Source organism: Synechococcus sp. UW106, from assembly GCF_900474015.1.
Classification (GTDB): Bacteria; Cyanobacteriota; Cyanobacteriia; order PCC-6307; family Cyanobiaceae; genus Parasynechococcus.
Window position 1 is genome coordinate 1 of sequence record NZ_UCNV01000003.1, and the last position, 19,615, is coordinate 19,615.

General features: G+C 61.3%; 23 protein-coding genes. 5 read left to right on the forward strand and 18 right to left on the reverse strand.

Going from position 1 to position 19,615, the window contains the following annotated elements; all coding sequences use genetic code 11:
- Nucleotides 1–162 precede the first annotated feature (162 nt).
- Both DXY30_RS01305 and DXY30_RS01310 read left to right on the forward strand, forming a co-directional pair.
- Nucleotides 163–1,017 (forward strand): YihY/virulence factor BrkB family protein, encoded by an 855-nt coding sequence (locus DXY30_RS01305; protein WP_244281196.1) that lies wholly within the window; start codon nt 163–165, stop codon nt 1,015–1,017.
- 53 nt (nt 1,018–1,070) lie between these two features.
- Complete coding sequence (locus tag DXY30_RS01310) at nt 1,071–1,421, forward strand: hypothetical protein (protein WP_115093063.1); 351 nt, start codon at nt 1,071–1,073, stop codon at nt 1,419–1,421.
- Here DXY30_RS01310 and DXY30_RS01315 read toward each other — a convergent pair.
- The 8 genes from DXY30_RS01315 to DXY30_RS01345 all read right to left on the reverse strand — a co-directional run bounded on the left by DXY30_RS01315 (nt 1,397) and on the right by DXY30_RS01345 (nt 7,104).
- Nucleotides 1,397–1,750 (reverse strand): DUF2834 domain-containing protein, encoded by a 354-nt coding sequence (locus tag DXY30_RS01315; protein ID WP_115093064.1) that lies wholly within the window; start codon nt 1,748–1,750, stop codon nt 1,397–1,399. The two genes, DXY30_RS01310 and DXY30_RS01315, sit on opposite strands and share 25 nt — an antisense overlap.
- On the reverse strand, nt 1,743–2,012 hold the full coding sequence (xseB, locus tag DXY30_RS01320) for an exodeoxyribonuclease VII small subunit (protein WP_115093065.1): 270 nt from the start codon (nt 2,010–2,012) through the stop codon (nt 1,743–1,745). The genes DXY30_RS01315 and xseB overlap by 8 nt, the downstream gene beginning before the upstream one ends.
- Nucleotides 2,012–3,175, reverse strand: a complete 1,164-nt coding sequence (gene xseA, locus DXY30_RS01325) for an exodeoxyribonuclease VII large subunit (RefSeq protein WP_115093066.1) — start codon at nt 3,173–3,175, stop codon at nt 2,012–2,014. The genes xseB and xseA overlap by 1 nt, the downstream gene beginning before the upstream one ends.
- Nucleotides 3,165–3,341, reverse strand: coding sequence for a hypothetical protein (locus tag DXY30_RS13825; protein WP_170952086.1), 177 nt, complete (start codon nt 3,339–3,341; stop codon nt 3,165–3,167). Before DXY30_RS13825 ends, xseA begins: the two co-directional genes overlap by 11 nt.
- A 111-nt stretch (nt 3,342–3,452) precedes the next feature.
- Nucleotides 3,453–3,593 (reverse strand): chlorophyll a/b-binding protein, encoded by a 141-nt coding sequence (locus tag DXY30_RS01330; protein WP_115022585.1) that lies wholly within the window; start codon nt 3,591–3,593, stop codon nt 3,453–3,455.
- A 96-nt stretch (nt 3,594–3,689) separates the two neighbouring features.
- Nucleotides 3,690–6,194, reverse strand: a complete 2,505-nt coding sequence (gene hrpB, locus DXY30_RS01335; protein WP_115093067.1) for an ATP-dependent helicase HrpB — start codon at nt 6,192–6,194, stop codon at nt 3,690–3,692.
- 220 nt (nt 6,195–6,414) lie between these two features.
- Entirely contained in the window at nt 6,415–6,798 is a 384-nt protein-coding gene (locus DXY30_RS01340) for a hypothetical protein (protein WP_115093068.1), read from the reverse strand.
- Nucleotides 6,799–6,831: 33 nt separating this feature from the next.
- On the reverse strand, nt 6,832–7,104 hold the full coding sequence (locus DXY30_RS01345; protein ID WP_115022579.1) for a DUF2973 domain-containing protein: 273 nt from the start codon (nt 7,102–7,104) through the stop codon (nt 6,832–6,834).
- Nucleotides 7,105–7,244: 140 nt separating this feature from the next.
- Between DXY30_RS01345 and DXY30_RS01350 the strand changes: the two genes are divergently transcribed.
- Complete coding sequence (locus DXY30_RS01350; protein WP_170951086.1) at nt 7,245–8,378, forward strand: trypsin-like peptidase domain-containing protein; 1,134 nt, start codon at nt 7,245–7,247, stop codon at nt 8,376–8,378.
- 17 nt (nt 8,379–8,395) lie between these two features.
- On the opposite strand, the gene DXY30_RS01355 is transcribed toward DXY30_RS01350, so the two are convergent.
- Together DXY30_RS01355 and DXY30_RS01360 are read right to left on the reverse strand one after the other, a co-directional pair.
- A complete protein-coding gene (locus DXY30_RS01355) occupies nt 8,396–8,584 on the reverse strand; it encodes a hypothetical protein (RefSeq protein WP_115093069.1) in 189 nt (62 codons plus the stop codon).
- A gap of 113 nt (nt 8,585–8,697) precedes the next feature.
- On the reverse strand, nt 8,698–10,422 hold the full coding sequence (locus DXY30_RS01360) for an ATP-binding cassette domain-containing protein (RefSeq protein WP_115093070.1): 1,725 nt from the start codon (nt 10,420–10,422) through the stop codon (nt 8,698–8,700).
- A gap of 70 nt (nt 10,423–10,492) precedes the next feature.
- On the opposite strand from DXY30_RS01360, the gene DXY30_RS13830 reads away from it, so the two are divergent.
- On the forward strand, nt 10,493–10,669 hold the full coding sequence (locus DXY30_RS13830) for a hypothetical protein (RefSeq protein ID WP_170951087.1): 177 nt from the start codon (nt 10,493–10,495) through the stop codon (nt 10,667–10,669).
- Here DXY30_RS13830 and DXY30_RS01365 read toward each other — a convergent pair.
- Together DXY30_RS01365 and DXY30_RS01370 are read right to left on the reverse strand one after the other, a co-directional pair.
- Nucleotides 10,647–10,877: a hypothetical protein gene (locus DXY30_RS01365; RefSeq protein ID WP_115093071.1), complete on the reverse strand. Its 231-nt coding sequence runs from the start codon at nt 10,875–10,877 to the stop codon at nt 10,647–10,649. The genes DXY30_RS13830 and DXY30_RS01365 overlap by 23 nt on opposite strands.
- A gap of 47 nt (nt 10,878–10,924) precedes the next feature.
- Nucleotides 10,925–11,224, reverse strand: coding sequence for a hypothetical protein (locus DXY30_RS01370; protein WP_115093072.1), 300 nt, complete (start codon nt 11,222–11,224; stop codon nt 10,925–10,927).
- 105 nt (nt 11,225–11,329) lie between these two features.
- Here DXY30_RS01370 and DXY30_RS01375 point away from each other — a divergent pair, with 105 nt between their 5' ends.
- Nucleotides 11,330–11,623, forward strand: coding sequence for a hypothetical protein (locus tag DXY30_RS01375; RefSeq protein WP_115093073.1), 294 nt, complete (start codon nt 11,330–11,332; stop codon nt 11,621–11,623).
- 16 nt (nt 11,624–11,639) lie between these two features.
- On the opposite strand, the gene DXY30_RS01380 is transcribed toward DXY30_RS01375, so the two are convergent.
- Genes DXY30_RS01380 through DXY30_RS01405 form a run of 6 tightly spaced genes read right to left on the reverse strand, consistent with a single transcriptional unit; the run spans nt 11,640 to nt 19,581 of the window.
- Entirely contained in the window at nt 11,640–12,779 is a 1,140-nt protein-coding gene (locus DXY30_RS01380; protein ID WP_115093074.1) for an anhydro-N-acetylmuramic acid kinase, read from the reverse strand.
- A gap of 4 nt (nt 12,780–12,783) precedes the next feature.
- On the reverse strand, nt 12,784–13,488 hold the full coding sequence (locus DXY30_RS01385) for a TrkA family potassium uptake protein (protein WP_115093075.1): 705 nt from the start codon (nt 13,486–13,488) through the stop codon (nt 12,784–12,786).
- Nucleotides 13,489–13,512: 24 nt separating this feature from the next.
- Complete coding sequence (locus DXY30_RS01390; protein WP_115093076.1) at nt 13,513–14,928, reverse strand: TrkH family potassium uptake protein; 1,416 nt, start codon at nt 14,926–14,928, stop codon at nt 13,513–13,515.
- Nucleotides 14,929–14,957: 29 nt separating this feature from the next.
- The gene (locus tag DXY30_RS01395) at nt 14,958–16,775 is read right to left on the reverse strand and encodes an SLC13 family permease (RefSeq protein ID WP_115093077.1); all 1,818 of its coding nucleotides are present in this window, start codon (nt 16,773–16,775) and stop codon (nt 14,958–14,960) included.
- A complete protein-coding gene (gene hflX / locus DXY30_RS01400) occupies nt 16,763–18,439 on the reverse strand; it encodes a GTPase HflX (RefSeq protein WP_115093078.1) in 1,677 nt (558 codons plus the stop codon). Before hflX ends, DXY30_RS01395 begins: the two co-directional genes overlap by 13 nt.
- A complete protein-coding gene (locus tag DXY30_RS01405; protein WP_115093079.1) occupies nt 18,436–19,581 on the reverse strand; it encodes an NAD(P)/FAD-dependent oxidoreductase in 1,146 nt (381 codons plus the stop codon). Before DXY30_RS01405 ends, hflX begins: the two co-directional genes overlap by 4 nt.
- Nucleotides 19,582–19,615: the final 34 nt, after the last annotated feature.

The window sequence follows — 19,615 nt, forward strand, 5'->3', positions numbered from 1 at the left end:
ATCACCATCGCCAACCATGAAAAAGCCACCTCGAAAGAGGTGGCTTTTTTGTTGTAAGGTTTTAGAAGTCTTCTGAGCGAATCTGTGCCAAGACGTTCGCTTGTTCGACAGTTGGGTGGGCGGATATGGAATGCCTGTCAGCGCTGGAACAACGCTGAATGTGTGGATTTGAGTGCTGCTTTTGCTTATTTCGTCCTTCAGTCTTTTTTCCCGCTGCTGCTCATCGCCTTGTCTGTGGCAGCCAGGGTGTTTGGTGAAACAGATAGTTTGGATAATGTTTTGGCGTCAGTCACCCAAGTCCTCCCGCCTTCCGCAACCAATCTGGTGGATTCCACCCTGCGTGGGTTGGTGAATCAGGGATTTGGTGCAGGAATTCTTGGCGTGATTGTTTTGCTTCTCACTGCAAGTAATGCCTATTTAACATTGCAGCGCGGAGCTGATCGCCTTTGGTCAGACATTCTCCCGGAACCGGCAATTGATCTTCCTTGGTGGCAACAAGTGGTGCAGTTCTGTAGAACGCGTGTTGAAGCTTTTTTGACCGTCTTTGTTATATCAATTCTGATCGTCTTTCAGCAATTGGTTCTCAGCATCAGACAGCTTCCGGAAGACATCCTTGGTGCTCTGGATGGTTTTATTCCTGGGTTGATGGCTCTTGTGCAATCCAGTCCCATTCTTCCCCTTGGGAGGATCCTTGTTCCAGCCTTGATCTTGTCTTTGATGGCCCTGCTACTTCAGGTGGTACTTCCCAGCCGGCGAGTTCCTAGAGCGCCTTTAATTCCTGGCTCATTATTGATTGGTTTTGGATTGGCTTTGCTTAACAAAATTCTGAGCTTAAGTATCGTTTCTCTTGGTAATCGCTATCAGGCTTATGGGGTGATTGGTGGTGTTTTAGTGTTAACGCTTTGGGTCTGGTTGGTGGGTGTGATTCTTTATTTTGGTCAGTGTTTGAGTGTGGAGTTATCCGCAGTTCGTCTTGCTAAGCCTCGGCTCGGAGAACCGAACACCCTGACGCTTTGAACTTCGATACCCCTCTGCGAAGCTGATCCAACGGACCATTTCCGTTGAGGCAAATGAATCGACCGCCAGCAGTGTTGTGGATTGCAGTTGTCTTGCTGTTGCTTGTGCCAACAGCGGCTGGTCGTCTGTTACTCGATCTCGCAGGCGGTCTGCTGCTCACGCTCTTGGCACTTCCGTTGATCCTTTCTGGTCTGGGGTGGATTGGCTGGAAGCTGTTGCAGTCGAGAATGATCACCTGCACTGCTTGTGGGGCTACTGGTCTGAAGGGCGCTGGCGTTTGCTCGTTTTGCGGGACGCCTTATTCCACCGCTGCAGACAACACTGGAGTTTCAGCTGCCCAGTCCACACCCGCGAGGGATCTCACGATTGATGTGATCGCTCAGGACGTGGATTCCGATTCCTGAGCCTGCAGCTGTCGTTCCCGAAGGAACAGAAAGAATGGTGCAGCACAGGCAAAGGCAACGCCAAAGCTCAGAGGAATGGCCAGCCACCAGCCTTTGATCTTTTGGCGTGGACCCTCTACACAGATCCACAAGGTGACCGCACTGGCCCCCACCAGTAGGTCAGCGCTCAATGAGCGTGAGGCCGCTGTGCTGTTCGCATCGGCGATGAACCGTGCCAAATCGAAGGCCTGACCGCCACCTTCAGCAATGAACTCCAGATTGGCTTTCCAGGGCAGGATCGCCCCCGCAACTGCAAGGAGGAGATAGATCCAGGGCAGTGCCTTACGCATTGTTCGTGGGTTCAAGGGTTGTGGGGTCGAGTTCGACAATCGACTGTTCGACGTTGTCGAGCAGGCTCTGGCAACGGCTCAGGTAAACCTCACCGTGGAGAACCTGTTGCTGCAATTCCGCCAGGGGCACACTGTCGTTCTGCAGCTCAGCGAGCAGCAGATCAAGGGCCTGCATGGCCTCTTCGTAGTTGAGGCCAGCGGCATCGCTGCGCCAGCGTTCCATGCGATCGCGTAGCTCTTTGCTGGGTTGGCGCTTGCTCATCAGGAGGTGGTTTTTGGGGAACTGCGTTGGATCTGATCGACCCGGGCGTCAAGCGTTCCGTCGCTCATCCGAATGCTGAGCTGATCCCCGATCTTGACGGATTGAAGGTCCGGGATGGCATCGCCGGAAGCATTGCTGACCAGGGCGAGGCCCCGTTTCAGCCAGCGTTCCGGCGACAGCGCTTGGAGCAACAGTTGTTTCTGCGCCAGCTCCTGGCGATGGCGCCTGATCCGCTCGAGAGGAGATTGTTGCTGCAGCACAAAGGCCCGATCCTGGAGCCTTTGACGTTCGCGAAGGATTCGCCCCAGCAGTGCGTCCCTCAATCGGCTTTGGCGTTGAACAAGCCCCTGGCGTGCAGCATCGCGGTCGGGCAGTAGCGCCACAATGGCAGCCGTGGGGGTGGCTGCGCGATGGTCTGCAACCAGATCTGCGACGGTCAGATCGTCTTCGTGGCCGAGGCCCGTCACTACAGGTACGGGGTAGCGCGCCAGCACGCGGCAGAGCGCTTCGTCATCGAATACCGCCAGGTCCTCCCGGCTTCCGCCGCCGCGCGCCAGCACCAGGGCTTGAATCCCTAGGTCAACCGATCGTTCGGCCAGACCCTTCAGCGTGCTGAGAATCTTGGAGGCCACTGCTCCCTGCACTGGAATCGGCACCACGATGAGTTGCGTCAGCGGCCAGCGTTCAGCGGCGGTGCGCAGCATGTCAGCCAAGGCGGAACTGGGCACACTTGTGAGCACTGCAATGGTTGAAGGTTGGCTAGGTAGCCGCCGCTGACGGCTTGGGTCAATCACCCCCTGCTCTTCCAGCAGCTGACGCACCCGTTCAAAGTCCCTCAGCACGGTGCTCAGGCTTGGGCGGATGTCCAGCGCCTGAACGGTGAGGCTGGCCCTTGCTGCCCAGAAATTCAGCTTGCCCACCACAGTGACGCCGTCACCGTCCTCGGGTTTGTAGCTCAGCTGGGCCAGTTTCGAAGCCCACACTACGCCCGAAATACTGGCGGCGCCGTCGGTGAGGGTCAGCCAGAGGTGGCCTTTCTTGAGTTGAGGTCGCGAGACTGTTGCCTCCAACAAAAAACGTGGCGCAAAGCCGCGTTCCAGCAGGCTTCCGATGGCTGTGTTCAGTTCAGCAACGGAGTAAGTCGGAAGGCGATCAACGCTCAAGGCGGCTGTAGGCGTAACCCCAGTAGATGCAGACAATGGCCGAAATGCTGGTTACAAGAACGCCCCAGTGCTGGTGAATCTGAGTGGCGCCGATCGTGCAGATCACCAAGGCGCTGCTGAGCAGCCTTGATCCATCGCGTCTGTTCTGTACGTAAAGCGGTGCCAACGACTGTCTCAATGGAATGCACCTACTTTGATGCATCAGCGATGGTTGATACCCAGGCAACAAAAAACCCCCCGTTAAGTCGAGGGGTTCTCTAGGTCCGCGGTGCGGAAATCAGCCGAGGCCGATCTGGGACAGAATGCCTTGGCCTGTCAGGAGCTCGGTGCCGAGACCGATCACGATGCCCATCATGGCCAGACGACCGTTCCAGGTTTCAGCGAAGTTGACGAAGCCGAAGCGCGCGTTGTCAGACATGGGGAAGGACCGATTTGGTTTGGAAACAATGTAACAAAGGTTGGAGTTTTGTTGCGAGTGCTAACGGCTACATGAAGGGGGATCCATTTCCATTGTTTACCCCTGCCCTCCGCTTGCCCTGCGTTTTGTGCGGGCGGTCGGCAGTGCCTGGCGGGGGTCGTCGGGCCAGGGGTGCTTGGGGTAGCGCCCTCGCATCTCGCGGCGCACGTCCTGATAGCTGCCTTGCCAGAAGCCTTTGAGATCCCGGGTGCGTTGCAGGGGACGTCCAGCCGGTGAGAGCAGTTCCAGGGTGACGGGGATACGACCATCCAGCACGTGGGGCCCGTCGTCACATCCGAACATCTCCTGTAATTTCACGGCAAGGATGACCTCATCCCCTGTGTAAAGCAGTGTGGCCTGCCGGCCGGATGGGATCGGGACGCGACGCGGCAAAAGCGCATCCAGCTGTTGTCTGAGGCTCCAGTCCAGATCGCCCCAGAGCGCTTCTCCCAGCGCTGCTGTGCTGATGTCGCCCCAACCCAGGCAGCCCTCCAGGGTTGGACCAAGCCAGGTTTCAGCCTGCTCCAGCAGCGTCGTGAGATCTCTGGCCGGCCATGGGCTGCCCACCTGCTGATGCATCCATTCCAGTCGTTGGCGCAACTGGTGGGTGCTGTCCGTCCAGGGCAGTGCGTCAAGGCTGGAGTTCTTCTGCAGCTGTTCGATGAGCAGGCTCCGGCATAGCGGCGCTGCTGGCGAAGGCTGTGGCGTGCGGCGCACCACCAATTCACCCAGTTTCAGCAGTCGCTCGGCGCGGATCCTCTGGCGTTCAGGATCCCAGCTGACTAAGTCCTGCCAATGGCCGTTTTGTTCAGCGATGGTCAGCAGGGTGCTCTGGCTCAGGGCCACTGCCATCTGGATGCGGGTGTCTCTGTCGCCCATGTCGACCCTGGCGACAGCCAGGGCCGGGCTCCCCTGAAGCGGATCCCAGGGAAGCAGCACGGCGCCGCGTCCCTGGCGCAACTGATAGCGACCGGTCTGGTCCGGTCGCTCTTGCGCTAGCCATTCCGGAAAGGCCGCCAGGATCAGATCGCCAGCGCTGACGGACGATCCCTGGTTCTGGGGTGAAGGGCCAAGTCGCTTGAGTTGGCGGCGAAGCTGCTGGCTGAGTGCCCGAAGCGAGTGATGGCGTTGGATACCGCTCAATCGGACCCCCAGATCACTGCCGATTTGGCGGCGATCGAAGGGATCCCGTTCGCTGAGGATTGCAGCCAGATCGCATCCCAGCTGGGGGACGCCCCGTTCATGGGCTTCCAGCAGCAGCATGCCGATGCGGGGGTGAACGCTCAGGCCGCTGATCAACCGTCCCCGTCCACTGATGCAGCCGTCCTCCTCCAACAGGCCGAGCTGTTGCAGTCCGCGCTGTCCCTCCTGCATGGCGGCTGCAGGTGGTGGGTCCAGCCATGGCAGTTCTTCGCCCAGTCCAGCCCCCCACTGGGCCAGTTCCATCAATACAGGCTGGGGATCCGCCAGCAGCAGTTCGGGAGGGTGGAACTGTGGTCGTCGCTGTTGCTCCGCGGGTGACCAGAGGCGGATGCAGCTGCCTGGGCACTGTCGGCCTGCTCGGCCCCTGCGCTGCTCCGCACTGGCCAGGCTGGAGGCTGTCGTCTCCAGGCCTTCCATTCGGGTGTTGGGGTCGTAGCGCAGTTGACGGCTGAGGCCGCTGTCAATCACCAGCCGCACACCATCGATTGTGAGGGAGCTTTCGGCAATGGCACTGGCCAGGATGATGCTGCCGTCCTGGTTCGGATCGCAGCGCTCGAGGGCTGAACTCTGCTGTTGCAGTGGGAGTTGCCCATGCAGCACTTGAATGCGCCAGTTCTGCAGAGCCGCTGCTTCGGTCAGGGTCTGCCTGCAGCGTTCAATCTCCGCCAGTCCAGGCAGGAAGACCAGTACACCGCTTCCCTGAGGTTGCTCGAGGGCATGGTGCTCAATGGCGCGTAACACCTGTCGAGGCAGGGGTTCGTCTGGTCGTGGCGATTGGTGATGGGTCTCCACCGGGTAGCAGCGGCCCGGGCTTTCCAGCACTGTCGCTTCGGGCAGGCGTTCTCTCAGGTCGGACAGATCCAGCGTGGCGGACATCAACATCAACGCCAGGTCTGGATTCAGCAGCGGACGCGCTTCGCGCAGCAGCGCGAGGGCCAGATCCGCATCACGCCCCCTCTCATGAAATTCATCGAAAATCACGCAGCCCACCCCATCCAGTGAGGGGTCGCTCTGCAGGCGCCTCAGGAAGAGGCCGTCGGTGATCACCTCCACCTGGGTGCGGCTGGATCGTTTCTGTTCCCCGCGTACCGCATAGCCGATGCGGGCCCCCACGTCTTCTCCCAGGCTCCTGGCGAGGCGGGCGGCGGCGGCCTTGGTGGCCAGTCGCCGCGGCTCAATCATCCAGATTTTTTGCTTCCCTGCGAAGACCCCCGGCCCTTCCGTCAGGGCCCCGATCAGAGCCAAGGGCACGCGCGTTGTCTTGCCTGCCCCGGGTGGCGCCTGCAGCAGAACTGTTTGTCCCGGGCGAACTTCAGAGCAGATCCGCGCCAGCAGGGCGTCGATCGGGAACTGGCTCAAACCGGTGCTGCCGCTCGATTCATGGGACGAGATTCATCAGGCCCAGCAGAAGCAGGCTGCTGATGGCGCCAACAGCGGTCAGCAACCGCACAAGCGGGCCGATGGAAACAACGAGGGAGGCCATAAAGACTTTCTTAAAGGCCGAATTGATTCCGGTCTAGTCCCTTGGTTTTCGCTCCGCTGCATTCATTCGCACGCCTTTACACACACTGTGTCTCGATCAACGCACGTGGCGTGTTCCATCAACGGGGTGGTACTCCTCGCCGGTGAGTTCTTCGAACACGATCGCCGGCAGGCCGGTTTCGAACATGGTTTGCAGCGCCTCCTTGAGATAGGGGTTCCAGCCACCGGTGCTGACCTGTCCGTGGCGCACGGTCCAGTCCCACGTGCCCTGCAGATCCCTGGGGACCCGGCCTTCTCGGTCACGGCGGGCTACCAGATCAAGTGATTCCACAAGCCCCACCGTGATGGGCGCTTTGCCGTAGGCGGGGGTGAGGCTCAGTTCCAGGCGAACCGGATCTTCTTTCATCAGCCGAAGCCGAAACCGGGGAGGCAATTTGAGGCCCTTGATGACCGCGGCAACGATGCGTGTTCTCTGATCCACTCAGACGACCCCTGTCGACTCCAAGATCCCAATTTATTCAGTGCCGGGTCCGGCAGCCGTCGAGGTCTCGTCATCGTCACCGCCGAAGCGCACCGTCAGCAGGTCTTCTTCTGTAATGCGTCCCTCGCTGTCCAGCAGTTCCGGGTGGATGGTGACCTGGCCAGTGCGGTCGATGGGATCGCTGCTGGGGCCACTGCTGATCGGACCACTGGCAGCACGAAAACCCTTGCTCATGACGCGGAAGGCCTGCCAGAGCAGGGCCACAAACAACGCGCCGTAGAGCAGCGGAAACAGTGAACCGAGCATGACCCTCCACCCAACTGAATCTCTTCATTCTCACGCTATCGGGATCCCGGTTGCACGTGGTCACAGCTTTGACATAGCTGGTGGCTTTTTTGGCGTCTGCTCTGCGTAGCGTCCAGTCACCCGATCGCCCTGCAGCTGTGATGACATCTCAGTCCCGCTCGCTCGTCGCCTCCGCTCTGGCAGGAGGGTTGTTGTTGGCCGGTGTTGGATCGATCCCGTTCATCGTTGGCCTTCAGGAGGCTGAGGCGCGGCCAGCGATCCGTCGCGATTCGTTTGTGGCCGCCGCTGTCAAGCGCAGTGGTCCAGCTGTGGTCACTCTGGAGACAGCTCGGACCGTGAATCAGTCCGGTGCTGCGGGGGTGCCGCCAGCCTTGATGCGGGACCCCCTGTTTCGCCATTTCTTTGGCATTCCACGCTCCACAGCACCGCGCGCCAGGGTTCAGCGCGGCCAGGGGAGTGGGGTCATTTTCGATGCCAAGGGTCTGCTCCTGACCAATGCCCACGTGGTGGAGGGGGCGGATCAACTCACCGTGGGGCTTTCCGACGGGAGAAGGGTGCCTGCCCGGGTGGTGGGCAAAGACAGCCTTACGGATCTCGCGGTGGTGCGTCTGGAGGGGGCTGGACCCTGGCCAGTCGCTGATTTAGGCGATTCTGATCGGCTCAGCGTTGGCGACTGGGCGATTGCCGTTGGCAACCCCTTTGGCCTGGAGAGCACAGTGACATTGGGAATCATCAGCAACCTCAACCGCAACGTTGCTCAGCTCGGGATTTCGGGCAAGCGTCTGGATCTAATTCAGACCGACGCGGCGATCAATCCTGGTAATTCGGGCGGGCCGCTCCTCAATGCCGACGGGGAGGTGATCGGGATCAACACCCTGGTCCGCTCAGGACCAGGGGCGGGTCTTGGTTTTGCCATTCCCAGCAATCGCGCCCGTGCCATTGCGGAACAGCTGGTGACCCGCGGCAAGGCCCGTCATCCGGTGATCGGCATTCGTCTTTCTCCAGTGCCTCGGCCCACGCCGACATCACAGGTGCCCGCAGGAGCGGTCATTCGCTCTGTCCAGCCTGGGGGGCCAGCGGACCGCGCCGGGCTCAAGGTGGATGACGTGATCACGAGTTTTGATGGCAAGGCTGTTGCTGACCCTGCAGCCGTGGTCAGTGCCATCGATCGACGCGGTGTGGGAGCCACGGTTGTGTTGGGGGTGCTTCGCGGTGAGGACCAGGTCACGATCGAAGTCAAGCCGGTCGATCTGTCGGCCTTGACCTCAAGCTGAAGTCTCGGCGTCAGACGTCAGGCGTCGTCAGAGTCCCTTAGTTGTTCCACGCATTGGGTGATGCATTCGCCGTCGTCGAGCGAACAGGTGGTGATGCACTGGAAATAGGTTTCAACGGCGTCCCAGGTCTGCTCATGGGTTTCCGCGCCTTGGGCTGATGAACCGCCAACGGGTTCGGTGTTGCCGGGGCCGGAAACTATTCTCATTGGGGCTGGGGATCAGTTTTGTCAGCCTATGCAGACGAAAACACCAGGTAAAGAGAAATAAGTCTTCCTGCCTAAGGGTGTGTGAAGTTTTCGGTGGGGTGGCTCGATGCTCGTCAAGCCGCCTTTTTGCGCCTGGCATCTCGAGCTTTCTGCTTTTCCTTGTTGGCTTTCCGCTTGGCCTCTCGCTCCATGGCCAGTTCTTTCTCCTTGGCTGCAGCCCTTTCCTCCTCTTTTTTCTCGAGGTAGTAGTTGTAATCGCCCCGGTACATCACCAGTTCACCCTCCCGCAGTTCGACGATCCTGTTGGCCACGCGGGAGATGAAATAGCGGTCGTGGGAGACCAGTAGCGCGGCTCCTTCGTAGGCCATTAAGGCGTCCTCGAGCATCTGCTTAGCCGGGATGTCGAGGTGATTGGTGGGCTCATCCAAGACCAGAAGATTGCAGGGGGTCAGCAGCATTAGCGCCAGTGCCAGACGGGCTTTCTCGCCTCCGCTGAGCTTCCCGACCTCCTTGAAAACTGAGTCGTTGCTGAAGCAGAAACTGCCCAGCAGCGAACGAACCTGGGTCTGGGTCCAATCGGGGACCGCTTCGTACATCGTGTCAATCACGGTCTTGGAGAGATCCAGAGCTTCGGCTTGGTTCTGTTCGAAGTAGCCCGCAATGACGTTGTGCTCCCCCAGTCGGGCACTGCCTTCATCGGGAGGTTCCACCCCCATGACCAGGCGCAGCAGGGTGGACTTACCCGCACCGTTGGGACCCACGAAGGCGATGCGGTCGCCCCGCTCCACCTCCAGTTCAGCCCCCAGAAACAGGATCTTGTCTCCATAGCTGTGGGTGACGTTGTCGATCAGGGCAACCTGTGCCCCTGAGCGCGGAGCGGGCGGGAACTGGAAACTCGGCCCTGCCACAGATTCGATCGGTGCCTCCACCCGTTCCACCTTGTCCAGTTGCTTCTCCCGGCTTTTGGCCTGGGTGCTGCGGGTAGCGCTGGCGCGAAAACGATCGATATAGGCCTGTTGGGTGGCGATGTCTTTCTGCTGGCGTTCGAAGGCCGCCTGCGTGGCCTCCCGTTCCATTTGTTTCTGCTCCAGGTGGGCGGTGTAGTTCCCCAGATAGCTGCGGGACACGCCCCTTTCGGTGGAGACAATTTGATTGCAGACCCGGTCGAGGAAGGTGCGGTCGTGGCTGATGACGACGAGGGCAGCGCTCTGCTCCAGCAGGTAGGTTTCCAGCCACTGGATGGTCTCGACATCCAGATGGTTGGTCGGTTCATCCAGCAGCAGCAGATCCGGCTCCTGAAGCAAAATTTTCCCCAGGGCGATTCGCATCTGCCAGCCCCCGGAATAGTCCTTCACCTGCAGCTCAGCGCCCTCAGGGGTGAAGCCGATCGTGGGCAGGAGCTTGTCGATCCGGGCGTCGAGTTCATAGCCATGCAGTGCTTCGAAACGGCTCTGCAGCTGGCCCAGTTGTTGGATCAGCTGATCCAGATGAGCGGGATCTTCAGCAGCGCGTTCCGACCCCATCGCCTCTTCCACCTGCTGTTGGCGGTTCATCACTTCGGCGGCTTCACCAAAGGCTTGGAACAGCTCCTGGCGCACTGTGCGCTCCAGATCCACATCAAATTCCTGTTGGAGATAGGCGATGCGGGGTTCTCCCTGACGCACCACCTGGCCGCTGGTCGGTTCTTCGTGTCCGGCGATCAGACGCATCTGGGTGGATTTGCCGGCGCCATTGACCCCCACCAGTCCGATCCGGTCTCCGGGTTTCACCTCCCAGGTCACCGCGCGAAGCACTTCCCCAGTGGGATAGATCTTGCTGACGTTTTCGAGTCGCAGCACCGGCGGAAGGCGTCCTTCCCCCCATCATCCCTGTCGGCACACTGGTGAAGGTTTCCGGAGGGTGCTCGCCATGCTGAAACTTGAGCAGCTGGCCGCTCTTGTGGTGGCCGCAGGCCTAGCGATCGTGAGTTATTTGCTGTTCTTCAGTTGGGCCGGTGGTGGTGGCTACGAACGCCGGCAGCGCGTCGAGCCCCAGGCTTTATTGAAGTCCGTCTCGCCCAACTTCAAAGACCGCCCCTCGCTTTAACCACCCAGCGGTTGCTGTCTTCGTCGTTCAGGCTTGCCAGATGCTCGCGCACCTCTTGGGCTGTGACCGGCAGGCCCAGTTCGTCGCCCAGATTGCAGATGCTGTCCATGGCGCCGTTGGGGTCCTGGAGAGCTTGGCGGAACAGCGCCTGCGTTTGCTCAGGATTGCTGCTGATGCGGGCGTACAGCGATGCGGCGTTGGAAGACATCGCGGTTTGAGCAACTGTTCAAACGCTATTCAGGACCGAAGGCGTTGTCAGGCGGCCTGTTCGATGCCGTCATCGTGCTGCCCAAGGGCAGAAGCGTCCTCCATGCTGCGGGCATCCATGCACAGCACCTTGCGCAATTGGGCGTAGTTAGCTGCCTGGGTGTTGCGCCCTTCCTGGGAGGCACCGTATTCAGCCCGCTGGAGCACATGGTGCAGGTGGGTCAGCAGGTAGGTGCTGATCACCGCTGACACCAGAACATCGCTGTTTTCAGCGCTGCGACGGGGGCGTCGCGACTGACTGCGTGATCCGGCAGCGCTGCGACGGGAGCGAGATGTGGCTTGTGTCATGGGGTTCTCCGAGGAGGACCAATGCCCCCACCATAGTCATGGATACTACCCTTGACCACCTCTGTACACTTTTTACTAACTGAGCCTCTTTCTGGGGATCCGGTCGTGCCCACCCGTCAGACCTCATCCAGTGGGAAGCCCAAGTCCCCAAGAATTCAGGTGGTTCTGCCTGAGGATCTTTGTGAGCGCTTGACCGCCATGGCCGAGCTGGAATCCCGCACGGTGAGCAACATGGCGCGGGTGCTGATCCAGCAGGGGGTGCAGCGCCACGAGCAGGCCCTGGAGGCGTCTGCTCCCGCCCCAACGCGTGAGGAGCGCCTGCGGTCGGCACTGGAATCACAGCAGCCCCGCCGTCTGCGGGGAGCGCCCCGGCGCTTGCGCCTGCACCGGCCTGGCTAGGCCTAGGCCGCTTCGATCAGGCTGGAGGCACCAGTACGCCCAGCACGGTTTCGCGACTAGCCCCTGTGACGGCAGGAACGTTGCCGGGGTGGTTGCGCTGGTGCCACCAGGCCAGCAGCGCGAAGACCAGGGCTTCTCTCGCCTCAGCCGGTACCCCGAGAGTGCTGCTCTCGTCGACCTGGGCACCCCGGCAGCGTTGGCGCAGCTCGTTTATCAACACTGGGTTTTGGCTTCCACCTCCAGCGGTGATCAGTTCGATCGGTGCGATGCCGCGTGTCTGGCGCAGATGCTCCAGATCCTGGGCGACGATGGCTGCGGAGAAGGCCGTCAGGGTCGCGATGGTGTCGGCCGCTGAGGCTCCATCGAGCTGATCCAGCCGTCGGTTGAGGTCCTCCCGTCCGAAGCACTCCCGTCCGGTGGATTTCGGCGGTGCCATCTGGAAATATTCCTCCTGGAGCCAGCGCTGGATCCGGACTTCATCCACACGGCCCCGCGCTGCCATCGCTCCTCCCTTGTCGAAGCTTTCGGCCCCAGCGGTGAAGTGGCGCATGCCGAGGTCGATCAGGCTGTTCGCTGGTCCGCAGTCCCATCCCAAGACCGAGGCATGGCGGTCCGCGCCACTGCATGGGGGGATCAGGGTGAGGTTGGCAATTCCGCCCAGGTTCAGCAGCGCCCGCCACCCCTCGGTACTCCCCAAAAGCGCTGCATCCGCCCGAGGAACGAGGGGGGCTCCTTGCCCACCGAGGGCCAGATCAGCGGCGCGGAAGTCATGGATCACAGGCCGTTGGAGCAGATGGGCCAGTAGCGGCGCCTGCAGCATCTGCCAGCTCGAACCCCGCGTCCCCTCGGCCGGCGGGCGATGCCAGACGGTCTGGCCATGGCAGCCGATCACCTCGGCTTTCCCTTCGGGATCGCATGCCATCACTGCGTTTGCCTGCGCTTCTGTGATCGTTTCCGCCAGCTCCAGCCAGAGGGATGCGGGCATTGCTGCTCCCTGGCCGGCGGCAACCACCTGTTGCTGCAGCTGGGGCGGATAGGGCTGATGGTGGTGGCGAAGCAACGACCACTGCGGACGTTGGGCAGGGCCGTCGAAGCGCGCCAGCACGGCATCGACACCGTCGGCACTGGTCCCGCTCATCAGCCCGAGGCAGTGCATTGGCTCAGATTTTCGGCAGGCGTTGCAGGTCGTCCACCAGCCCCATTACCACCAGAAGATGACCCTCCTCGAGCACATGGGATGCCGGTGGGTTCACCATCAAGCTGCTTTGCGGCCCAGCCGCCAGCACATTGACCCGGAAGTTCTTGCGCAGATTTAGGTCTCGGAGCGACCGCCCCACAAACGGTTCTGGAACCTTGATCTCCTCGATGCAGTGCTGTTCATCTAGGGCTAAGCGCTCCATCAAGTTGGGGCGTACCAGTTCAAGACCCAGGCGCTCTCCCTGCATTCGCGAGGGGAAGATCACCCGGTCGGCCCCAACCCGTTTCAGCATTTTTTCGTGGAGGTCGCTCGTTGCCCTAGCGATCACCTGGCGCACCCGGCTTCCCTCACTGTCTTTGGCGATCAACGTCGCGGTGATGCTGGCTTCGATCGGTTCACTGATCGCCACCACCAGAGTGCCCATCTCGAGCACGCCAGCCTCCCGTAGAGCTTCTTCGTCGGTGCAGTCGACAACGCGGGCTTCCACGCTGGGCTCCACCTGACGCAGTTCATCGACCGCCCTCTCCGAGCGGTCCACTGCCAGAACGTCGGCTCCGTTCTGGAGCAGTTCCCGGCAAACGGCGATGCCGAAACGGCCGACGCCGATGATCGCGAAGCCGAGACGATCGCTGCCCTGGATCGGGCTCCACTGCCACCACTCCTTCATCGCTTTATCCCCCACTGGTAGTCCTCAGACATACAGATCCTCGCTGGGATAACCGATTCGATTCTGGCGATTCATCTGAATTTGTTCCTGGGTCATCGCTTCCCAGATCGCACTCAATAGAAGCAGGATTCCCAGTCGTCCTACAAACATTCCCACCATCAGAACAGCCTGGCCGAAACGGGGCAGCTCAACGGTTACCCCGAGATCCAACCCCACCGTGGCAAAGGCGGAGATGCAGGTGAACAGCATTTCCATAAACGTGAATGAATCCTTGCCGTTCAAATTGCTGGCGATGCTGATCAGCAGAGCCATGGTCATCACAAACAGCAGTGAGCCCACCGTGATGCCCACGGCACGCAGCACCACCTTGTCGCTGATGGTTCGGTTGCGGATCACCACGGCCTCACGGCCTCGCAGGGTGGATCGCGTGGCCGCCATCAAAGCGGCCACGGTGGTGGTCTTGATTCCTCCACCGGTGCCGCCTGGACTGGCCCCAATGAACATCAGCACCATCAGCAACAGCAGGCTGGATTCGGTGACGTTCTCGAGCGAGAGCGGAACGGTGGTGAAGCCGGCCGTGCGAGCCGTGACGGATTCGAATAGAGCCGTCAGCCAACGCTCAGGCAAGGGCATGCCCGTGAATATTTCGCCCTGGTTCAACCATTCCGTAAGGGCTAAACCGCCCGCCCCGAAGGCGATGAGCAGCAAGGTGGTGCGGAGCACCAGGCGGGAGTGCAGGCTCAGTCGACGTCGTCCTCGCCCTCTGCGCAGGAGCTGCGTGCTCAGATCGCTAGTCACCCGCCAACCCAGGCCACCAGTTACAACAAGCAGCATCATGACGGCATTCACCACACCATTGCTGCGGTAGCGCTCGAGGCTGTCGGCCCAGAGCCCAAAACCTGCGTTGTTGTAGGCCGAGATGCTGTGGAACACGGCGGCCCATAGACGTTCGCTGTTGTTGGGAATGTCGTCGAATCCGAAGTGGTACAGGATCACGGCGCCTATCAGGATCACCAGCGTCGCTGTCAGGGCAATGCCGCGAAAGGTGCGTCCCACGCCTCCTACGCCGAATTCGTCGAGGGTCTGCCCCCGGTCCAGGCGCCGACGCAAAGCTGTCCCTTGCACCACAAATCCCTGCAGAAATGTTGTGATGGCCATCAGGCCAAGGCCCCCCGCCAGGATCATCATGGCCAGAACCACCTGACCGAAGGTCGTCAGGTCTGCGCCGATGTCGATGATCGAGAGCCCCGTCACGGTGATGGCGGACGTGGCTGTGAACAGAGCTTCCCAAAGCCCCACGCTGCTCGAGGAGCACAGCGGAGTGGCCAGAAGCAGCGTGCCGATCAGCACCACCAGCAAACCGGTCACCACGGTGAACTGGGGAACCGTGAGCCGACGATGCCAGCCCTGGCTGCGTTCGATGGCTCTTCCGAGCGGCACAGGCGCGTGCGAGATCTGCCCAGTCTTGTTCAGGATCCGCCGTAATGCCAGAGGATCAAGGCCGGCACCAGAAGGGTCATGATCACCGTCAGGCCAAGTCCATACCGTGTGACATCCAGAAAGCGATAACGGCCCGGACCGAACACCATCAAGTTCGTCTGATATCCAACAGGGGTAAGAAAGGACTGGCTGGCTCCAAACAGCACCGTGATGAGCAGTGCAGTAGGAGAGAGCTGCAGGGAGGGAGCCAGTTGCACTGCCACGGGCGCCAATAGGGCGACCGAGGCGGCATTGCTCATCACCTGGGTTAACAGTGTTGTGCCGATGAAGATCACCATCAGTGCCGAGTAGCTCGGCCAGCCCGCCAGCCCCTGCTGGAGCACCAGAGCCAGGGCGTCGGCCAGGCCAGTGTTCTGCATGGCAACGCTGAAACTAGTCAGTGATCCCAGCAGCAGAATCACGTCCAGGCGGATCGAGCGCTGCAGTTCTCCGAGGCGCAGGCAGCCGGTGGCGACCACGCTCACCATGGCCAATAGCACAGCGGCCACCAGGGGGATCGGGGTCAGACTTGGCAGCAGCAGCATCGCGAGGGCGATGCTGACCGCCACGGGCTTGCGTCGCACTGTGGGGAGGTCGTCTTCCAGTCGATCCAGGACCAACAGGTCATTGCTGGCCTGCAGGCCACGGATGGAGTCGATCGGTGCCTGCAGCAACAGCACATCGCCTTCCCGCAGGATGACTTGCCCCAGCCGTTCTTGGACGGTCTCTTGGCCGCGGCGCAGGGCGAGAACAGTGGCGTTGTGGCGCTGCCGGAACCGCAGTTCCCGAAGACTGGCACCGGCCAGGGTGGAGCCAGCAGGCAATAAAACCTCCACGGTTTTCTGTCCACTGGCCTCTTCGGTATTCAGGCTGAAACCAGCGTTCTGACCTTGGGTTGTGAGCTGAACCGTGTGATCCTGCTGGAGCCGCAGCAGATCAAGGCGGGTGACCCGCAACAGCAGATGATCGCCGGCTTCAAGACGACGGTCTGCCAGGGGTGGCAGGAGTCGCTCTCCACCGCGCTGCAGTTCCAGCACGTCAACGTCGAAACGACGTTGCAATCGACTGTTTAGGAGAGAGCTGCCAACCAGCTCCGACTCGGGTGGGATGCGAACTTCCGTGCAGTAGCTGCTGGTCTTAGGGTCACCGACGAGGTCGTCCGTGCTGGCACCTCGGTCCGGCAGTAGCACCCTTGGAGCCAACACCAGATAAGTGGCCCCTGCCAGCCAAACCGGCAGGCTGATCAGGGTGAAGCTGAATAGATCAAGAGAGCCGTAGCCCAGTTGCTGGCTAATGTCGCTCACCAGCAGATTCACAGAGCTGCCCAGCAGGGTCAGGGTGCCTCCCAGAACCGTGGAAAACGACAACGGCAGTAGCACCCGGGATGGGGAAATACCGCGCCGCTGGCACCAGCCCTCGACCACGGGCAGCAGGGATGCCACCACTGGAGTATTGGGAACCACTCCCGAAACCGGGGCGATGACAAAGGCCATCAGGGCGATCAGGCGGCGCGAGGAACGGATCCGTTCTGATGCGATCAGGGCCCTCAGTCGGTCCAGCGCACCGCTTTTGAAGAGTGCTGCGGAGACAGGAAACAGTCCCAACAGGGTGATCAGTGCAGGACTGCCGAACCCTGCCAGGGCCTCCTGTGGGTTGAGCACCCCAGTCGCGATCAACAAGCTCAGGCTCAGCAATCCTGTGAGCTCCGGTGCAATCACCCCGGTGATGAACAACACCACCGCCAGCCCCAGCACGGCCAGCGTGATCAACGCTTGAGGGTTCTGAAGAGCGCTGCTCAGCTCTGCCATGGAGGCGAGTCGCCGGTCGTCAATTGCGTGGATTCTGCCCTGGGATCAAAAAATTGCTCGCGCATCCACTCCTGCAGGCCTTGCAACCCATCCCCCCGCACGGCTGAGAGGAACAGTGCATCGGGCTCCCGCTGATGAATCGCTTCGATGGCGGTTGCCTCGCAACGGTCGATCTGATTGGCGATCACCCTGCGCAGGGCGGTGCTGCCGAGGTCATCGAGCAAGCGATGCACGGTGTCCAGGTGGCCTTGCCAGTCGGGGTCAGCCAGGTCCAGCACCAGCAACAACACATCCGCGTCCAGTGCCTCCTCCAGCGTTGCGCGGAAGGCTTCCACCAGTGGGGCGGGGAGATCGCGAATGAAGCCCACTGTGTCAGTGAGCAGCAGCCGTTGGGGGCGTGCCCCAGGACAGGGGAGATCGAGTTTGCGCGTGGTGGGGTCCAGCGTGGCGAACAACTTGTTCTCCGCCAGCACGCGATCGCTCGCCCGTTTGCCACACAAGGCATTGAGCAGGCTGGATTTGCCTGCGTTTGTGTAACCGACCAGGGCCACCCGCGGCAGACCACGCCGCTGATCCCGCAGTCGGCTGCGGTGGGATTGGAGCTGGCGCTGATCCCGCAGCAGCCGTTCGATGCGTCGGCTGATGGCCCGACGGTCTTTTTCCAGTTGTGTTTCCCCTGGCCCGCGCGTGCCGATGCCGCCGCCCTGACGCGACAAACTGCTGCCTCGTCCCAGCAGGCGTGGCAGCCGGTAGCGCAGTTGGGCTAGTTCCACCTGGAGGCGCCCTGCAGCACTGCCGGCCCGCTGGGCAAAGATGTCGAGGATCAGCTCACTGCGGTCAGAGACCGGGCAGCTCAGCAGTCGTTCCAGATTGCGGGCCTGCACTGGGGTCAGCTCCCGGTCTGTGATCACCAGTGAGGCCTGGCAACGACGGATCTCGAGGGCGGCTTCCTGAAGTTTTCCGGAGCCCCAGACCGTCTGGGGATTGGCTTGGCCCCGACGCTGGCTGGTCAAAGCCACGGGCTGGGCTCCGGCACTGCGCACCAGCCCCTCCAGTTCAGCTAAATCACGCTGGTCGCGCTGCCCATCCCCGCTGGTGAGCGTGAGTAGGAGCACCCGCTCCTCTCCAGTGGCGGCTCGGATGGTTGAGGCTTGGGGTTCGTCTGGTGTGAGGGAGCAAAGGTCACGCAGGTCGCCCTGTTCGAACTCTCTCCACCCATCGGGCTGCAGCGGATCAGGAATTAAGAGTTCTGCCGGGCGCCCGCCATCGGCTGAGGGGCACGGTGCAAAGCGCAGCCAGTGCCTCGGGGCGATGTCGAGAGCGACAACAGCGTCAGGGGGATCCTGGTGAAGCCCTTTGCGGGCGAAGGGGCAGCTGATCAGCCGCCATCCTCCGCTGCTCCGCCTCGGTGTTGCTGGCAGGTGCTGCAGCGGAGAATCGCTGCCGGTGAGCGGGCCCAACCAGAGCAGGCGGCAGAGGCCACGGCCGTCGAGCACCAGATGCAGGGGCATCTCGAGATCCAGAACCAGATCCGCCAGTCGTTCGAGGCTCAGCAGATCGGCCCCGCAGCCCTCCGGATGACGCCGATGACTCAGGCGCTCCAGCTGACGTTGCTGGCTGGGGCGCAGACCGCGGCAGCGCCCTCCCAGGTGGGATTGCTTCAACGGCTCAGCAACCAGGCGCCGGCGGAGCGCAGTCCCAGGGATAGTCCCGGAAGACGGGTCAGGTACGTGGCCCGTCGCAACTGAAATGCCAGGGGGCCGGCCAGGGTGAATCCCATGCCAGTGAGTGTGGCGTCGCCGACCCCGAGGCTGAGCATTTCGCCACGATCCTCAAACTGGAAGGGTTGCGGTTCCTCCCCCATCCGCAGGCTTGAGATGGCTGCGGCAGTGGCATCCCCTTGTTGCATGGCCACTTGTGCACTGGCGGGCCATGGGCTGTCAGGCCGTGCTGAGAGATCCCCCAGGGCAAAAGAGTTGGCGCTTCCCACCAGGCGCAGGTCAGCGTTGACGGCCAGACGTCCTCTCTCCAGCACTGGTGCAGGCGAGATGGCTGGGATGGAGGGTCTACTCCCTGCAGTCCAGATCAATCCCGCATGACGTAGAACCATGCCATCCGCCAGAACGGCACTGCTGGCCTGCACTTCGCTCACGCTCGTGTTCAGCTGCACCACGACCCCCTTGCGTTCCAGCGCTGCCTGGGCTTTCTCCCGATTGAACGCCGTGCTGCTGGGCAGGATTTCATCGCCCATCTCCACCAAGCGAATGCTGGCGGCCCCTTCGATCAGATCCGCGAGCTTGCATGCCAGTTCCACTCCAGTGGGTCCAGCCCCAACGATGATCAGCCCTGCGTCTCCATCACGCTGCTTGAGAAGATTGTTGAGCCATTGCTTCAGTCGGCTTACATCGCTGAGATCACGGAAACCAGAGCTGTGCTCCTGCACGCCGGGGATGCCGAAATCATTGACTTTCGAGCCTGTCGCCAGCACCAGTTGGGCCCAGCCCAATCGGTCTCTCGAATCGAGTTCGATGGTTTGGCTGGTTTGATCGATGCGAACAACGGTGTTTTGGATCCAGCAGATGCTGTTATTCAGCAGCTGGTCATAACGGGGGGCCACCTCCCAGGTTTGAAGTTCATCGCTGAGTAGTTCGTACAGCAGCGGTTGAAACAGAAACCGATCTCGCGGTTCGATCAGAACGATGGGGCAGCCGGGCTGCCGACGCTGAAGTGCAAGAGCTGTGAAAAGTCCCCCGAATCCACCACCAACGATCACCACGGCATCCGACGTGGACGAGGGTGAACGCATGAAAGAAACCGCTGGTTTGAGAACGATAGGAAGC

Bases quoted from the DNA above. Each gene is read 5' to 3' on its own strand.
- DXY30_RS01310 (WP_115093063.1), top strand. From the start codon at position 1,071: ATGAATCGACCGCCAGCAGTGTTGTGGATTGCAGTTGTCTTGCTGTTG.
- DXY30_RS01315 (WP_115093064.1), bottom strand. From the start codon at position 1,750: ATGCGTAAGGCACTGCCCTGGATCTATCTCCTCCTTGCAGTTGCGGGG.
- xseB (WP_115093065.1), bottom strand. From the start codon at position 2,012: ATGAGCAAGCGCCAACCCAGCAAAGAGCTACGCGATCGCATGGAACGC.
- DXY30_RS01330 (WP_115022585.1), bottom strand. From the start codon at position 3,593: ATGTCTGACAACGCGCGCTTCGGCTTCGTCAACTTCGCTGAAACCTGG.
- DXY30_RS01345 (WP_115022579.1), bottom strand. From the start codon at position 7,104: ATGCTCGGTTCACTGTTTCCGCTGCTCTACGGCGCGTTGTTTGTGGCC.
- DXY30_RS01350 (WP_170951086.1), top strand. From the start codon at position 7,245: ATGACATCTCAGTCCCGCTCGCTCGTCGCCTCCGCTCTGGCAGGAGGG.
- DXY30_RS01355 (WP_115093069.1), bottom strand. From the start codon at position 8,584: ATGAGAATAGTTTCCGGCCCCGGCAACACCGAACCCGTTGGCGGTTCA.
- DXY30_RS13830 (WP_170951087.1), top strand. From the start codon at position 10,493: ATGCTGAAACTTGAGCAGCTGGCCGCTCTTGTGGTGGCCGCAGGCCTA.
- DXY30_RS01365 (WP_115093071.1), bottom strand. From the start codon at position 10,877: ATGTCTTCCAACGCCGCATCGCTGTACGCCCGCATCAGCAGCAATCCT.
- DXY30_RS01370 (WP_115093072.1), bottom strand. From the start codon at position 11,224: ATGACACAAGCCACATCTCGCTCCCGTCGCAGCGCTGCCGGATCACGC.
- DXY30_RS01380 (WP_115093074.1), bottom strand. From the start codon at position 12,779: ATGCACTGCCTCGGGCTGATGAGCGGGACCAGTGCCGACGGTGTCGAT.
- DXY30_RS01385 (WP_115093075.1), bottom strand. From the start codon at position 13,488: ATGAAGGAGTGGTGGCAGTGGAGCCCGATCCAGGGCAGCGATCGTCTC.
- DXY30_RS01395 (WP_115093077.1), bottom strand. From the start codon at position 16,775: ATGGCAGAGCTGAGCAGCGCTCTTCAGAACCCTCAAGCGTTGATCACG.
- DXY30_RS01405 (WP_115093079.1), bottom strand. From the start codon at position 19,581: ATGCGTTCACCCTCGTCCACGTCGGATGCCGTGGTGATCGTTGGTGGT.